At 45.9% G+C, this 15,418-nt stretch carries 14 protein-coding genes; 6 read left to right on the top strand and 8 right to left on the bottom strand.

Translation table 11 applies throughout. From position 1 onward, the window contains the following. Positions 1-3: 3 nt before the first annotated feature. The gene (locus IEY13_RS05195; RefSeq protein ID WP_188950878.1) at positions 4-342 is read left to right on the top strand and encodes a nuclear transport factor 2 family protein; all 339 of its coding nucleotides are present in this window, start codon (positions 4-6) and stop codon (positions 340-342) included. Between the two features lie 22 nt (positions 343-364). Here the strand turns inward: IEY13_RS05195 and IEY13_RS05190 are convergent, their stop codons facing one another. Beyond that, complete coding sequence (locus IEY13_RS05190) at positions 365-1,039, bottom strand: Rpn/YhgA-type helix-turn-helix domain-containing protein (protein WP_188950877.1); 675 nt, start codon at positions 1,037-1,039, stop codon at positions 365-367. Positions 1,040-1,436: 397 nt separating this feature from the next. On the opposite strand from IEY13_RS05190, the gene IEY13_RS05185 reads away from it, so the two are divergent. Next, positions 1,437-1,994: a hypothetical protein gene (locus tag IEY13_RS05185; protein ID WP_188950876.1), complete on the top strand. Its 558-nt coding sequence runs from the start codon at positions 1,437-1,439 to the stop codon at positions 1,992-1,994. Here IEY13_RS05185 and IEY13_RS05180 read toward each other — a convergent pair. The 5 genes from IEY13_RS05180 to IEY13_RS05160 form a co-directional block, all read right to left on the bottom strand. Further along, positions 1,991-4,435, bottom strand: coding sequence for a tetratricopeptide repeat-containing sensor histidine kinase (locus tag IEY13_RS05180; RefSeq protein ID WP_188950875.1), 2,445 nt, complete (start codon positions 4,433-4,435; stop codon positions 1,991-1,993). The genes IEY13_RS05185 and IEY13_RS05180 overlap by 4 nt on opposite strands. Positions 4,436-4,664: 229 nt before the next feature. Further along, positions 4,665-5,495 (bottom strand): acyl-CoA thioester hydrolase/BAAT C-terminal domain-containing protein, encoded by an 831-nt coding sequence (locus tag IEY13_RS05175; protein ID WP_188950874.1) that lies wholly within the window; start codon positions 5,493-5,495, stop codon positions 4,665-4,667. Between the two features lie 68 nt (positions 5,496-5,563). Further along, the gene (locus tag IEY13_RS05170; RefSeq protein ID WP_188950873.1) at positions 5,564-6,151 is read right to left on the bottom strand and encodes a Crp/Fnr family transcriptional regulator; all 588 of its coding nucleotides are present in this window, start codon (positions 6,149-6,151) and stop codon (positions 5,564-5,566) included. A 68-nt stretch (positions 6,152-6,219) separates the two neighbouring features. Further along, positions 6,220-6,558, bottom strand: a complete 339-nt coding sequence (locus tag IEY13_RS05165) for a plastocyanin/azurin family copper-binding protein (RefSeq protein ID WP_188950872.1) — start codon at positions 6,556-6,558, stop codon at positions 6,220-6,222. A 171-nt stretch (positions 6,559-6,729) separates the two neighbouring features. Continuing rightward, entirely contained in the window at positions 6,730-7,191 is a 462-nt protein-coding gene (locus IEY13_RS05160) for a hypothetical protein (protein ID WP_188950871.1), read from the bottom strand. Positions 7,192-7,364: 173 nt separating this feature from the next. Between IEY13_RS05160 and IEY13_RS05155 the strand changes: the two genes are divergently transcribed. After that, a complete protein-coding gene (locus tag IEY13_RS05155; protein ID WP_188950870.1) occupies positions 7,365-8,393 on the top strand; it encodes an NAD(P)-dependent alcohol dehydrogenase in 1,029 nt (342 codons plus the stop codon). A gap of 90 nt (positions 8,394-8,483) precedes the next feature. Here the strand turns inward: IEY13_RS05155 and IEY13_RS05150 are convergent, their stop codons facing one another. Next, a complete protein-coding gene (locus IEY13_RS05150) occupies positions 8,484-9,359 on the bottom strand; it encodes a hypothetical protein (protein WP_188950869.1) in 876 nt (291 codons plus the stop codon). A 247-nt stretch (positions 9,360-9,606) separates the two neighbouring features. Beyond that, positions 9,607-11,760 carry an outer membrane beta-barrel family protein gene (locus IEY13_RS05145; protein WP_188950868.1) on the bottom strand — a complete coding sequence of 718 codons (2,154 nt, stop codon included), beginning with the start codon at positions 11,758-11,760 and terminating at the stop codon, positions 9,607-9,609. Positions 11,761-11,869: 109 nt separating this feature from the next. Here IEY13_RS05145 and IEY13_RS05140 point away from each other — a divergent pair, with 109 nt between their 5' ends. The 3 genes from IEY13_RS05140 to IEY13_RS05130 all read left to right on the top strand — a co-directional run bounded on the left by IEY13_RS05140 (position 11,870) and on the right by IEY13_RS05130 (position 15,369). Next, positions 11,870-13,459 carry a histidine kinase gene (locus tag IEY13_RS05140; RefSeq protein WP_188950867.1) on the top strand — a complete coding sequence of 530 codons (1,590 nt, stop codon included), beginning with the start codon at positions 11,870-11,872 and terminating at the stop codon, positions 13,457-13,459. Then, positions 13,456-14,163: a LytR/AlgR family response regulator transcription factor gene (locus IEY13_RS05135; RefSeq protein WP_188950866.1), complete on the top strand. Its 708-nt coding sequence runs from the start codon at positions 13,456-13,458 to the stop codon at positions 14,161-14,163. The genes IEY13_RS05140 and IEY13_RS05135 overlap by 4 nt, the downstream gene beginning before the upstream one ends. 192 nt (positions 14,164-14,355) lie before the next feature. Continuing rightward, the gene (locus IEY13_RS05130) at positions 14,356-15,369 is read left to right on the top strand and encodes a hypothetical protein (RefSeq protein WP_188950865.1); all 1,014 of its coding nucleotides are present in this window, start codon (positions 14,356-14,358) and stop codon (positions 15,367-15,369) included. The last annotated feature ends 49 nt before the right edge of the window (positions 15,370-15,418 follow it).

Genomic DNA, 15,418 nt, shown 5'->3' with positions numbered 1-15,418 from the left:
CCCATGAACATACCAACATTTATTAACAGCCTCATTGCCGCAGGCAACCGTTATGCCACACAGAAATATCTTGACCACTACCAATCCAACGCAGTATTAGATGATCCGTCTGTAGGTAGAAAGTTCAGCGGCCACAAAGGCATTAAAGACTACTTCGTCAGCTACTTTATCGGCTACGAAACGCAAACGGAAATTATAAAACTGGTAGTGTATGATGAAACACATGCTCATCTGGAAGTAGCATTTACAGGCACTTTTCCCGAAGGAAATATCAGAGGAATATTTGACTTTACTTTTAGAGACGGGAAAATAGCCTTTGTGAAAGCCGATCTGTTACACTAATATAGAAATATGTAGATTATTCTTAGGCCTTCAACGTATTTTGAAGTATTTTAATTTCGTTGACTGATAAGCCGGTAATTTCTTCTATAAGAGAAAGGCTAATGCCCTTTTCAAGCATTTTTAATGCATCCTGTTTTTTGGCTTTAAGAACCCCTTCTGCCACCCCCTGCTGATAACGCAGGTCTTTTCTGATATCAATGGTAATAGGCATGGTCTCCTCCTCTTTTATTAGTTGCTCCTGCAGGTTTAACCCGCGTAATTGAGCTATCAGTTCCAGATGTTTTAACTTTTCACTGAAAAAAGCTACATCTCCTGCTGTTAATATACGCAATTTATGCAAAATCTCCCGAATCACTGTCAGTTTAACCTCCCTGCCAGCCAAAATGGCCAGAATTACTTCGCCCGGATCGTCAGAAGACAGGAATACATCCGGAGACATATCACGAATATCTATCATAGGGCAGGTATACTGAAGTCCGAAAGAATGAAAAGAATTCTCCATACTCATCGGCTTTTCTCCTACATAAATCACCACACCCATCACTTTTCGATGATAACTATCACACAGTAATAAATCATACCGCGCCATTCTGAATGCCATTCGCTGATCGTTGCCAGATTGCCATTCTATGTGAACTATAAAAGGCTCCCCGGCTTCCGGAGTTACTTCTAACACAGTATCTGCCTCCCACTCCAAAATGGTCTGTTGCGTTTTGGGAGGCAAAGGTTTTATACTTATAACTTCTACCTGCAATAATTGCTTTAAAAGATGATACTTGGGGCACTTAAATGTCTCACGCAGTATTTTATCATATTCATTGGACATAGGCAGCTAAAAATGGCCAGCTAAAATAGAGGCTCCATAACAATCTAACCTGTTCATTTTATTCAGCAGCCTGTTACGGGAATAGTTATCGTAAGGAACGCCTTTAATACAGCTCCTTATCAGGAAATGCCTGTCAGCTCAGCAGCACCAATGGTTACCCAACGATCATTTTCTGTTGCTCAACGATACTCTTTGCCTGTTGAATGAATAGCAACTGTTGCCGGAAATGAAAGGCAATAGTTTTACATGGACAACAAAATCAAACTCCATGGAAATTCAACAAACACCAGAAAACGCTTTATCACACTCAGCTGTAACCGCCGTTATCAATGCACCTATTGAAAAAGTAAACATTGCAGATTGGTTATTAAATCTGCCGGATGCGGAATATCAACGCTGCTCAACACAGCATATAGCTGCAGGTATAACTACCACTTACGACGGAGAGCCCGTATCTATTAACGTTGAAACTATTGGTGATGCCTTAATGGTACAGCACTATGTGGCTACTGTTTACCGTGCAGACTATTGCCGCATGCTATCTATATCAGATTCCATTACTAAAAACGGCCGTACCAAAGTGCAGGTTTTATGGGAACTGAAGGCCACCAGAATTGATGACAACACCTGCCTGTATACCAACGAAATTCATGCAACCGCTACACCGGAATTGCTGGCGTATCTGAAAGAGCATGACCTTACCATTGAAGGTGCAGCTGCTGCAAGGCAGGCCGCTTCCGATGCACACAACCATGAAGAAACGCCTCTTTTTGCCAAAAGCATTGAAAACAAAGCCCTGACAGGTAAATACAACCAACCGTTTTAACTATTGAAATAATCATGATTCCGGGCATTTTCTAAAGTGAGCGTTATTTTTGCACCATCGCTGTTTTCAATAGTAAGTGCCGCATCAATCTGACTGGACAGGCCCCGGATCAGCTTCATGCCCATGGATTCTGCTTTTTGCAGGGCCTGCGCCGGAATGCCTGTACCATTGTCAGCAATCACCAGCCGGTACTGCTGCTTTTCACACCTGTGTAACAGAATAGTAATTTCACCGGTCTGCCTGTTTTTAAACGCATACTTGAGCGAATTGGTAACAGCTTCGTTAATAATCAGCCCCAGTGGCAGGGCTATAGCCACATCGCTCTCCATAGGTACTATGTCCAGCCGGAAACAGATATGGCTTCCTGCATCAAAACACTCTTTCAGATGTTTTACCAGTTCGGGTATAAAGCAGGACATATCAATAGTTTTGAGCTCGTTGGACTGATACAGCTTCTGATGAATAAGAGAGATAGTATATATTCTGTTCCTGCCTTTTTGCATGGCTTCGAATGCATCGTTATGCAAATGGCTGGATTGCGACTCTAAAAGGCTTATAACCATCTGCAGATTGTTTTTAACCCGGTGGTGTACTTCCTTCAGCAGCCATTCTTTTTCCTCTACCAGTTGTTGAAGGCTTTTATTGGCATAACTTATCTCCGCCTGTTGCACTTTCAGTTCCCTGTTGCTGCGGCGTTTATTGGTAAAGAGTATCCATACAAGCATCAAAAGCAGCAACAATGCTACAGCAGTACCAATAATAATATTGCGCTGCAATTCTTTATTCCTTATGGCCGCCTGCTGCAGTGTTGTCTGCTGATTAAGCAGCCCAATGCTTTTCTCCTTCAGTTTCAATTCAGCGCTATTGCGCTGCGCCAGTAAGCTGGCCTGCATCAGTTTATCTTCCTGCATTTTGCTGTTTTGCTGATCCAGCCGGTTCTGCTGATCCAGCACTTTTATCTCCTCTTCTTTCAGTTTCAACTGCAGATCTTTCTGCTGCACACCATATAAGGTTTGAAAGGCGATAATCTGCCTGCTCTTCGCTTCGTCCAGCATAGTATCTGCCAGTATTTTGGCTGCCTGAAAGTGTTGCAATGCACCCAGATAATTTCCTTCCAGCGAGTCTATTTTATAAAGGTGGCCCTGAATGGCATTGCGGCTGGCTACGTTGTTAATTTTATCATCGGCCAGGAATTTTTCAAAATAGAAACGCGCTTTTACCAGCTGTTTGGTGGCCAGGTAAAACTCCCCCGCCTGAAAAGCGGTATTGTTGTGATAAGAACTTCTTACATGAGTGGGTTTGGCCTTATCAATGGCCTCGTCTATAGCAATCATTTCTTTGCAATGCTTTTCCGCCTTCTCATATTGTTGCAGCCTTACATAACAGCGGGTAAGAAACTGAGCGCTGCCCAGCTTTTCATCGTCAGATTCCGGCTCCACCCCCTTTGCGGTCTGGAGATAAAACAACAATGCCTTCTCCGGCAAATGCGCTCTTACATAAGCCTCTGCCCCCATAAATGCGATGTGATAAATCAGGCTGGTATTTTGCTGACTTCTGGCGCTGGCCAATGCCAGTTTGTAGTAGTGAAATGCCTGCAGGGTATCTTCTACCAGCCTGTAAGAATCAGCCACACGAAAGTAAGCATCTGCATAGTCGCTGGTATCTGTTGCCGTTTTCAGCTCATTCAGATCCAGCAGACCATACGTTATAGCATCTGCATACCTGGAACGCCGGTGGCAAAAATCGGCCAGGCGATAATAAATGTAATGCAGGTTATGCCCTTTAATGGTTTTGTACACCTCCAGTGCCTGAAGCGCTGTTTTTATGCCGGCATCCTGATTTTTTACTGCAGGCTGAAAAAAGTATAGCTCTGCAATGGATTTATATAAAAAAGCGGTGCCGTATTTATCACCCGCCTTTTCAAGCAGCGCTACTGCCTTATGGTAATATTGAAACCGCTCCTTTATATCCAGAAACGCACCATGCGTATACAAGGCCACCCCTTCCAGCCTGGTATATCCCTGCCTGCGGCATTCGGCAACCACCGTATGTATCTGCTTTTCTGCAATGGCATTTTGCTGGCCCATAAATTTCATTGCGGCAAACAGAATATCTGTTTCCAGGCTGCCCTGCTTATCTCCCGTTGCACTACATAGCTTATGTGCTTTGTTAATAAATAGCTGCGCGCTATCCAGCACATTTTCGTTACAACGGTACACATACTGATAGCCAATGGTAAGGTATTGAAACAGCTTCTCCCGCCCGGGCTTTAATAGTTCTGCCCTTTTTATGGCCTGTTGCAAGCTTACAGCATTCAGCTCCGGGTATAGTTCATCTGCCTTAGCCGTATGGCTACCTGTTACCCATGCTGCAAACAATAGTATGGCTACCAGCCTGGGAACCTTGCGTGGGAGGGTGCTATTACATAGCCGGGGGCGCATATACAATCAGATTAGTTATGGTGAAAGCAAGAAGGCAATTAAGAATCGTGCCGCACTATAAACTATTGACTATAAGAAGATTGAAGAAATGGAGGCTTTCAATAATTGTTGATATATAAACAGTATCGCTAATTTTAGCGAAATACCACTAACCCATAAAAAGCCAAACACAGGCACACCTGGCTTAAAATGTGCACAATAGCATTTGTAAGTAAGTACAAGCGAAGCATTATAGAAAGTGAAGTTGCAGAAACTGGTAAACCTTGTCAAAGTGCTTCAATGGCTCACCATGGCCACCTTTAAAGCAAAGATGTTCATGATGAAATTTAAAATGGCTGGCATCAAAAGCCTTCATCATTTTACCAGACATTTCCATGGATGGGCATATTTCATCTTCTGTTGCGGACATTAACAATACAGGGCCATTAATATCAGTAACGGGAATCAACGCCTTTTTTTCCGCAACGGAATCTTTAAGCATGGCGTCAAATGCACCGCGAAGGTTTCTGTTTAATAAAAACGGTACAGCCTCTTCATTAACGGGAATATAAGGCAGTTCTTTCCCCTGAAAAGTCCAGCAGGATGTATTTAGCTGCTGTGTATGGCCCGGAAACACTGCATGACTGGGTACAAGACCTACAATGCAGGTAAATTCCCTGTAATAACTACCCAGCAGCAGCGCAAGATCAGCGCCGCGGGAACCACCAACAATGGCTATTTTATCTTTCCGCACATGTTCCACATCAGCCGCTGTCATAATAGCTTTATAAACATCCTCAATAGCAATCCTGTCTAAATTTTCAGGCGTTCCGACAGCTCCAAAATAACCTATTGCTAAAAACGCATAGCCCTTTTTTAAAAAACTATCTCTGGTAGCCTTCCAGTAGTTGCCAGCCCAGGCGTTACCACCTTCCGAGCCCCCAAGGCCTACAATAAGCGGCTGCTCCTCACCCTGGCCTACATACAATATGCTTTCAACATGAGGCGTATTCAGCTTAATCTGAGCATGGGCTTTTGTAGCACCCCAAAGCAGCATTGCAGCAATAACAAATCTGGTCATTTCATTAAGATTTACAGAAGCAAAGCTGCCGGTTATTGGTAATATTATTTTTGATCTGCATCAAATAATCACCGCTCCCCTCTTATTCTGCTAAGTGTTTCCTGGGTAATACCCAGATAAGAAGCAATCATGCCGAGAGGCAGTCTGAAATGAATATCGCTATACACCTGCAGAAAATGTTCATATTTTTCTTTTGCGGTAGTAAACCGCATAGAAGTAATTCTTTCTAATAAATGCCCGAAAATGGTGCCCATGGATAATCTGGCATAGCGTTCCATTTCAGGAAAATGATTAAACAGATACATCAGATTATTTACCTGAATACAAAAGGTGCTGGTATGCTCAATGGCATCAATGTAATAGATATCAATTTTACGTTGCATAAAACTCCGGGGAGAATTTACCCACTCCCCTTCAGCAGAAAAGAATTCAGTAACCTCTTTTCCATCTTTGATAAAATAAGTTCTGAAAATTCCGTTTTGAATAAAGTAACTTTTGGTGCACACAACATTAGCATCGTGTACCATCTGCCCCTTTTTAAAAGTCAACAGTTCCAATCTTGCTGACAACTCATTTCTCAGTTCTTCTGAAAGCTTTATGTATTGCTCAAAATGAGTAAATATTTTTCTCATTTCCGGATGGTAGTCAGAGGCCATGTACATTTATTTTATTCATTCAATTGCCATAAGTTACAAAACGTTTGGAAAATGAAATAATAACGAACCTATCTAACCACCACCGTTCCCTTCATGCCCATAATTCTGTGTGGCGCGCAGTAATACTCATACGTGCCTTTCCTGGTAAACCTTACTTCGTATTGCGCATTCTTTTGTGCAAGCATCGGGCTTTTAAACGCGCCCTCTTTTGCTACCACATTATGCTCACTATTGGTACCATTAATCCAGCGTACGATGGCCCCCTCGGGTATTTCCAGATGTTTGGGTATGAACTTCATACCCTCCATACGTACTACGTAAACGGGCGTATCCGGTTGGCGGAAGCTGGTAAATAGTACAAAGATTAAAAGACAAGCAAGGACAAGACTGACAGATGCAATTTTCATGTTAAAGCTGCGGTTGATGATGAGAGAGAAAGTTTTGGAGCTTCCCTGTAACATCAAAGTTGCGACAGCCACAGCCGCCGGAATAGAACGAATCCGACAATTACGCTTTAATAGCAGTGCTTTCCGGCTCTCTGCTGCCTGCTTCCCGTCATTACCTGCCAGAACCGGAAATTAGTTATTCTCTGCCTTATGTTCGCTGTATAATTTAAGGGCGGTATCTATTTTAGAAATCACCCCGTTGTAATAATTATTGCGTATTTCCTTATCGGTATACTCTTCCGTACTGGCTGATCCGGTGGATATTTCCACCAGGTTCTGTAGCAGTGTATCCGGGGTACTATCCTGTATGGTTTCTATGGTATCCAGGATAATACGGTACAGGTATAATGGTGGAATAACGGGTCGGTCGTCGTGGCAGATATAGAACTCATAAGCATCTTCGTTTGTGGTAAAGGATACAGATATTACAGTTTCATATTCACCTTCCTCTGCATTCAGCAAATGCTGCTCCAGCGTAATTACCATACGGTTGTTCAGCATTTCATTGCTGAAGATATAACTGTACGAGTTTTCGCCTTCCCCATCCATCTCCGTAAATATATGAACGCCTCTTTTAGCCAATAATGCTACCATAACCGGTTGTTTAAGCAAGCAAGATAACAGGAATTTCACAACCTTCCGCCAGGGTATACCCCACGCATGTGTTGAAATTGTGTTACCTTTAACCACCACGTTACAGTTACTTTCCCTTCTATACAACCCCAGCCGTACCTGATCCGTTTGTGTAATTTTTAAACGATGATAATATGAAAGCAGTAAGGTATTTTGGACACAAAGACGTAAGAATTGTACATGATCTGGAAAAACCAACACCCACGGGCGACCAGGTGCTGGTGAAAATTGCAGGCGCAGGCGTATGCCACTCCGATCTGCATATTATTGACGAAGGCACTATTCCCCCCGGTAATACCTTTACGCTGGGACACGAAAATGCCGGTTATATAGAAGCGGTTGGCCCCAACGTAACCGGGTTTAACACGGGTGATGCCGTATTGGTATACGGCCCCTGGGGTTGCGGCCACTGCAAACCCTGCTTACAATCGCACGAAAACTATTGCGACCACCAGGCTGAGCAGGCCTATGGCGGCGGGCTGGGCCTGGACGGCGGTATGGCCGACTACATGCTGGTACCCCATTCGCGCTTACTGGTACATATTCACGATCTTGACCCGGTAATTGCCGCCCCGCTTACCGATGCCGCTTTAACGCCCTACTCCGCCATTAAAAGATCGGCCCACAAGCTTACACCTGATGAGTTTGTAGTGGTAATAGGCGTTGGCGGACTGGGCCATATAGCTATTCAGCTGTTAAAAGCCACCAGTGGTGCCACCATTATTGCGTGCGATGTAACACCGGAAAAGCTCGAGTTCGCAAAATCGCTGGGTGCGGCTTATGCCATTAACTCCAGAGACGCAGATGCCGCAGAACAGATTAAAAAGATTACAGGCGTTAAAAAAGCGAAGGTGATATTAGACTTTGTAGGCGCTACCCCTACTGTAACACTAGGCGCTCAGGTAGTATCGCTGAATGGCGACCAAACCATTGTAGGCCTGGGCGGAGCCAACTATCCCTTCACTCCCGGCAAGGTTACCTTTGGCGTTAACATGAGCATGCCTTACTGGGGCTCTAAAGCCGAACTGGAAGAGGTTATAGGGTTAGCCAGGCAGGGTAAGATTCATGTGGAGATAGAACAGTTTCCTATGGATCAGATACTGGAAGTATACGACCGCATGCGTGCGGGTAAACTGAAAGGCCGTGCAGTGCTGGTGCCTTAAACAATATATAATTACCATACACCTGAATAAATAAACAAACAGGCTGCCTTTATCGGGCAGCCTGTTTGTTTATGCGTTTAAAAATGCCGCTTATTGCGCAGCTACTTTTTTATAGGTAAAATTGCCGGTATGCCAATCATTACCATTGTTGGTGAAGGTTTGTTTAATAAGCAAACCGGTTGCAGCATCATAGGTGTTTACGCCCGGAGATGTTTGAACAACTGTATTACCATCAGAAATAGCAAAACCATTTATATTATTGGCACTGGCAGTATAGAGTAGCGGGTCGCTATCATACCCCAGCAACACTTGCATAACCGGATTTTTACGGAAGAAATCTCTTAAACTATTGGGCCTTTGATCGTAGGAATATTTAAAAATCTCCAACCTATCAGACAATTGTCCATTCAACCCATCGGTCAGTCGCCTTATATCGCACTGTGTAAGGTTACCACCGTTTATAGTCATAGTCCACTTTGCTGCTTTAAGGCTGTTTGAAGCATTCATGGTGGTATCTCTGGATAAAGCAATGAGTGAACCCTCGCTATCCAGCTTTAATCTCAATATATTATCAAAGCTGGAAGGAACAGGAAACTGGCGAAATACAGTCACACTTCCGTTTGCTCCGTAAACCAGACTATCATACCGCCCCGTTGTTGTGCCGGTTACTCTGAAATAACCAATCCGGTTACATTGCCCCGCACTATTATACGAGAAATCCATACGCTCGTGATATTCGTTTCTCTTATAGCCATAATACATTTTTGACACTGTATTGTTGCTGTTGTACACAAAGCTATCTGCGGTAGAACGGTTATCGTACATAACAACCGGCAGATAAATAGAATCAGCCTTCGCAGGGCCGCTTTCCTCATCATTTTTAGTACAGGAAGTGGCTACAGCCATAAAGCTTACAATACCGGCGCAAATAGCAATCCGAAGCAGGGTCAGGGTTTTCAGTTTCACTGTGGGTCTTTTTGTTTTTTAAAGAATAAATGGCTGAAACCGGCCTGCCAGAGGCAAGCCGGTGCGCAAAAATAAGCCCCCATGCTACTTGCCGGCAAACTTTTTATACGAAAAAGACCAGCTGGAAATATTTTCACCCCAACCGTAAACTGCTGCTTTGTAAGTAAACCTGTTACACTATCATAGGTATTTACAGCCGGAGAATGCTGTAACACCTGATTGCCACGACCAATGCTGAAACCCCTTATCAGCTGCGGTTGCCCGCTTTTGCCTGCCGCACCTGTGTTTCTTTGGTTATTTTCCAGGTAACACTCATGCGAAAACGGGCACCGTTAAAGCGGCTCATAGTGGTAAGCGAATAATCCGCCCTGGTAAGCTGCGTGTAGTTGCGCCGGGTATCAAACACATTGGTGGCATCTACCGCAACAGCAATACGATCGTTCAGCAACTTTTTACTAATGCCAAAGTCTGCCCATTGTATGGTTTTTACCCTGCTTTGCGCAGTGGCGTTGGCACCGGTATAGTAGTAACGGCCCTGTATACCCAGGTTATGTGGCAGTTTCCATTGGGCAGTAACACGCCCACCGGAAGTAGTGCCGCTGAAAGCATAATCAAAGCCGTTATACTGCCCCCACTGGCGGTAGCGATACAAATTTACATCGGCATTCAGTTGCAGGGCGGCAAAGGGACTATACATCACTGTCATTTCCGCACCCAGCCTGCTTTCGCCACTGATGTTTACGGGCATGGTTATAAAAACACCATTGGTATTGCGTGTGGTATAATCGGTAAACGGCGTGGTGGTGTGCTGGTAAAACAGCGCAGGGTTTAGGGTGAGTGTGTTGCTGCGCTTTAACAGCCCCAGCTCTATAAGAGAAGTGTAGGCCGGGTTTAGTTGCGGGTTACCGGCATAGCGGGTAGTAATATCAGTAAGTTCCGCAAAAGGGGATAAATCCCACAGCGAGGGGCGGCGTATGCGGCTGCTGTAATGGGCCTGCACGGTAAGCTTTTCGTTCACGCTGTAATCTATATGCAGGGTGGGGAATATACGCAGATAGTCTTTTTTCTGTGTATGCGCCTCCCCCCTGCTTTGTAAGCGGATATCCGCATACTCCAGCCTCGCACCGGCCAGATAGCTCCATTTGTCTTTTTTATAACTGCCCTGCACATAGCCACCCTGTATATATTCCTGATAGCGGATGCCGTTATCCATATGCTCGTATACCACATGGGTGCCGCCCTGCTCCTGCTGCGCCAGAAAATCGTACCGTATGCTGCGTGCTTCTGTTTTAACGCCGGCTTCCAGGCGGGTGTTGGCATTCAGTGGCTGTACCCAATCTGTCTGCACCAGCAAATCGCGGCTGGTATTATAGTTATGGGTGCTGAGTGCAGGGTAAGCGCCGGTTACCGGAAAGCTTTTACCCGTAAACAGCTGCCACTCTTTATGGCTGTTCCACCAGTCGTACTGCACATCTACCGTCCATTTACGGTTGGCCTGTGTAAACAGTTGTGTATAGTTGTATTCCAGCTGGTGGTAATTGCGGTGCTCCCAGGATTCACCTGTTCTGTTAAGTACACTATCTGTGATGGTGTGGTGATAATCGTAGTCCAGCCAGGTTTTATCATGGTCATCCGTGCCATGCCACAGGTAGGCGGCTGTCATACTCTGTTTATCGTTGATGCGGTAGTCCATGCCCGTGTACAGCATTCTGCCATCGTCGTGCCTGTTTTCCCGCTGCTGTACCGATAAGGCGGTAGCGGGGGTAGTTTGTTCTGAAGTGTATAAACCGCGGTAATCTGATTTGCGGAGGCCCGGTGTGGCAAAGAAGTTAAACTTGTCTGATTTATAGTTGATACTGGCATTCAGCCGTGTATCGTTAGGGATACCTGCCATAGCCTGCACCTGGCCGTTAAAACCCGCTTTGCTGTTCTTTTTAAGAATGATGTTGATAATACCGGATGCCCCCGCAGCATCGTACCGGGCAGAAGGGCTGGTAATAACCTCAATACGTTCTACCTGCGCCGCCTGCAACTGCTCCAGCATATTGCCCTGCGCAAGCCCCGATCTGCGACCGTTGATGAGTATGGTTACCCCTGCGTTTCCACGTAGCGTAACCTGCCCCTGCGGACTTACATTTACAGCCGGGATGCCATTCAGCACATCCGTTACCGATCCGTTCTGCGACAGTATATCCTTTCCCATTTCAAACACCTTTTTATCGGGCAGCAGGGTAAGGGCGTTCTTTCTGCCGGTAACCACCACATCGGGCAGTACTTTGCGGGCGGTGAGTACCAGGGTGGTATCGTTTTTTACTGCGCCGGCGGTAGTGTCCGTTTGGGCGCTGCTGCTTACAACAGATAAACAGCTGAGGATGGTTAAGCATGATAGCATGGTCTTCATGCTGCAAGAATAAAACAAGGCTTCAGCTTCCGTTTCTTCCGTTCCGCCAACTGCACGCTGCTTCCGTGAACGGCATACAAACCTGCCATATTCCACTTACATTTACCTTATGCAAACGCGACTGCTTTTTTTGTTTTTGCTGGCACTGGTTTCGTGCAACCCTGATATACGGTATGCCGCGGATGAGGCAGTAACACATACCTCCGCAAACCACCAGTTTCATGCACAGGTGCGGGTGCATTTACAGGAGAAAATGTTTACCACCCCATTGGGCCTGCAGATACATAGCTTTGGGGCCTTTGAAGTGTATTGGGATAATTGCCGCATAGGCCAAAACGGCATACCCGCCCGCCCCGGCCACCCTGAAGTACCCGGCACAGAAAACAGCTATTACCAAATTCCCGACAGCCTTAGTGGTATTGGTACACACGTGGTAGATATTAAAGGCACCCAAACCTGGTTGAAAGAAGCAGGACGCCAGGTAGCGGCCAAGCCGGAGAGTTACCTGAAACTGCTGCGGCAGCCGTTGCTGGAGTTATCGTTTGTAAACCTGATGGCGGGGGCTTTTTTAATAGCCGGCATTTACTATGCGTTTTTGTATTTTAACAGCCATACCAAAGCCAGTACTACCTTTTTGTTTGCACTGATATGCCTGTTATTTTTTCTGCTGCTGGCGGCGGAGTATATTAAGTTTTATATAGACATTCCTTATACGCATTTCTATACCCGGCTTACCATGGTGGGCTGGCTTACTTTTGCCACGGCTGTGCTTACCCCTTTTTACTTTGCCGTGCATTACCGGCTGCCACATATGCCACTGTTTACCGCTACACTTATCATGGCCCTGCTGGCTATTTACGGCATTAACTACGGCCATTACGATCTTACTGCATACCTGCACAGCATTACCTTATGGTTTGCTTCTGTACTGGTGTTGTTATATGCACTGCTGCACCGGCAAAAAGGTGCCTTACTGGTGCTCTGCGGCTTTGGCTTGTCGATGGTAGTTACCCGCTATGTTTTCTTCGATTTTGGTTTGTACATCTCCTTTACCATTATACTGCTTTGCATATTATACCTGCAAACCCTTAGTGCGCGGCAGCTGGAGCAGGCGCATCAATCCTCCCAACTGTTATCTGCCCGTTTACAGCTGGAACTGGTGAAGAAGAATATCCAACCCCACTTTCTGCGCAACACCCTTACGTCCTTAATGGATTGGGTAGAGGAATCACCCGCAGAAGGTGTGCGCTTTATAAAAGCCTTATCGGCCGAGTTTGATATTCTGATGGAAATGTCGGATGAAACCCTGGTACCCATACAACGGGAGATAGACCTGTGTAAGCAGCATATTGCCGTAATGCAATACCGCAAGGAAGTAACGTATGTATGGACAGAACAGGATATTGACCCCAACGAACTGATACCACCTGCCATACTGCTTACGCTGGTAGAGAACGGCATAACCCATAGTATTCCGGTAAACAACCAGATTCATTTTCTGCTGCGCTTTCGCCGTACGGCAACGGGTAAGGAATATATATTAGAAACCAGTGGGGAAAACCGGGTAAGGGAACGAACGGGTGGTAATGGCTTCCGCTATGTACGGGCCAGACTGGAAGAGAATTACGGCAACCGGTGGCAGTTTACAGCAGCACCCTTTTCCGGCGGATGGCGGAACACCATCTACTTATACAAATGAATATACTGATACTGGAAGATGAGATGCGTATAGCACGCAGGCTGGCCCGCATGACCAAACAATATTTTGAATACCAGCCTGCTCACATTGAGCTGTGCGATGCACTGCCTAAGGGACTGGCATATGTAGAAAAAAATCCGGTACACCTGCTGCTGCTGGACCTGAACCTGAACGGGGAAGATGGTTTTACCCTGCTGCAAACAATGGTATCGCACTCCTTTCATACCATTATTGTATCCGCCCATACCGATAAAGCCATTACTGCCTTTGCCTATGGCGTACTGGATTTTGTACCCAAGCCTTTTGATGAAGCGCGTTTGTTTAAAGCGTTTGACCGCCTGCGCGCCACCACCCCGGCAGCGGTACCGGAGCAAACCCTGCAACACCTGGCCATACGTGCCAATGGCGCTGTTAAACTGGTACCCCTGGCACAGGTACAACGCATTCAGGGTGCGGGTAATTATTCTGAGTTACGGCTGTTTAACGGCCACACCGAGCTGCACGATAAAAGCATGGATGCATTGGAACAACTACTGCCTGCGGATGCGTTTGTACGTATACACCGCTCGTACATCATCCGCTGGCAGGATGCAGATCAACTGCTGATTGAAGCAGGCGGCCGCTATGCCATCCGCATGAAAAACGGCGAGGTATTACCTGTGGGCCGCTCCCGCTACAAAAACCTGCGCGCCCGTTTAGGCTGATGCACCATGGGTAGCCAGGTAGTCTGACTTAAGCAACCCATATACAGAGAGTATCAGGTTCCGGGTTTCTATCACGTGATTTTCCATATAACGGTTTGTGCTAAATACGCATACCGCCGCAAATTGCCCCGCATGCTGTTTACCGCTTATTTTCCCTTACTTTAGCCGCGAATTAGATACCCTTAGTTGATTATGTTTTCGTTTTTTAAAAAGAAACCAGGCTTTGCAACCCTGGCCGCCAGCTACGAAGCCGGAAACCCGATACTGCAGACAGCCATTGCCCTTAACCAGGCGGAACAGTTTTTTCCCTGGCCCAACTTTGCTGTGCTGGAAAAGCAGCCGTTTGTAAAAAAGCAGCCGATTGACTTTCCCAATCCGGACTTTAAAGGCCTGCATTACTTTATTAAAAAACCGGTGCTGTTGTTTGGGGTGCTGATACCGGAGGTAATTATACCCACCCCTTCCTGGGAAGCCCCCAACAAGTTTAACCCCCAATGGCCGCTTACCCGGCTTACTGCCGAAGTGCGGTTTGCACAACCCGGCTGGGATACCTACCTGCAGTTAAAGCAACATTTTATACAGCTATGGGGTGAACCAAAGAGCATATTTGAAAATGACACGGCCGATTATGCCTCTGCCTCCTGCGAATGGCAGCTGGATAAAACCACCGTTAAAATAAGCATCTGGAAACAGGAAGGCAGCAGCAAATACCGTAAAGACTGCTGGCTGGAAGTAGAACATCAGCCAGACCTCACCCCTTTTCTTACAGATGAATACCAGCAGCAGCTTACACTACACCCGAAGCTACAATACCAGATAACGGAAGGCAGCTTTACCGCCGGCGGTACTTATATAGACCAGCTTGCACTGCGCTACACACCGGAATGTATAGCTAATCTGCTGAGTGATGATAACGCATTTGTGGTATGGCGAGATGACGAGTATGGGAAAGCAGGTTTTGCCAACCGTCAGTTCTGCCATATAGTACCATTTGCCCCTGGTGGAACAGCCACATTTAAAGAGTATGTTTTCCGTAACAACCCTATTGACTGCAATATTTACTATACAAGCCAGCCACAGCGGAAACCGGAGTATATTGGTAAAATGACCAGCCCGGATGAAGCTTTGTGGAGTATGGCTATGGAACAGATAGCAGACTTACTGGAGAGTGGCAGGGATAAAGAAGTGAATAAGGAATATACTTAGCAACTGCGCTACGGCAACAGCAATATAAAAGAAGGCAGGAGGCCGCATC

Source organism: Filimonas zeae (assembly GCF_014641615.1).
Lineage (GTDB): Bacteria > Bacteroidota > Bacteroidia > Chitinophagales > Chitinophagaceae > Filimonas > Filimonas zeae.
The sequence above is the reverse complement of the archived record's forward strand: the minus strand, read 5'-3'. Positions and strand labels throughout refer to the sequence as shown.

Bases quoted from the DNA above. Each gene is read 5' to 3' on its own strand.
- IEY13_RS05130 (WP_188950865.1), top strand. From the start codon at position 14,356: ATGTTTTCGTTTTTTAAAAAGAAACCAGGCTTTGCAACCCTGGCCGCC.
- IEY13_RS05145 (WP_188950868.1), bottom strand. From the start codon at position 11,760: ATGAAGACCATGCTATCATGCTTAACCATCCTCAGCTGTTTATCTGTT.
- IEY13_RS05170 (WP_188950873.1), bottom strand. From the start codon at position 6,151: ATGGCCTCTGACTACCATCCGGAAATGAGAAAAATATTTACTCATTTT.
- IEY13_RS05185 (WP_188950876.1), top strand. From the start codon at position 1,437: ATGGAAATTCAACAAACACCAGAAAACGCTTTATCACACTCAGCTGTA.
- IEY13_RS05155 (WP_188950870.1), top strand. From the start codon at position 7,365: ATGAAAGCAGTAAGGTATTTTGGACACAAAGACGTAAGAATTGTACAT.
- IEY13_RS05180 (WP_188950875.1), bottom strand. From the start codon at position 4,435: ATGCGCCCCCGGCTATGTAATAGCACCCTCCCACGCAAGGTTCCCAGG.
- IEY13_RS05195 (WP_188950878.1), top strand. From the start codon at position 4: ATGAACATACCAACATTTATTAACAGCCTCATTGCCGCAGGCAACCGT.
- IEY13_RS05140 (WP_188950867.1), top strand. From the start codon at position 11,870: ATGCAAACGCGACTGCTTTTTTTGTTTTTGCTGGCACTGGTTTCGTGC.
- IEY13_RS05135 (WP_188950866.1), top strand. From the start codon at position 13,456: ATGAATATACTGATACTGGAAGATGAGATGCGTATAGCACGCAGGCTG.
- IEY13_RS05160 (WP_188950871.1), bottom strand. From the start codon at position 7,191: ATGGTAGCATTATTGGCTAAAAGAGGCGTTCATATATTTACGGAGATG.
- IEY13_RS05165 (WP_188950872.1), bottom strand. From the start codon at position 6,558: ATGAAAATTGCATCTGTCAGTCTTGTCCTTGCTTGTCTTTTAATCTTT.
- IEY13_RS05175 (WP_188950874.1), bottom strand. From the start codon at position 5,495: ATGACCAGATTTGTTATTGCTGCAATGCTGCTTTGGGGTGCTACAAAA.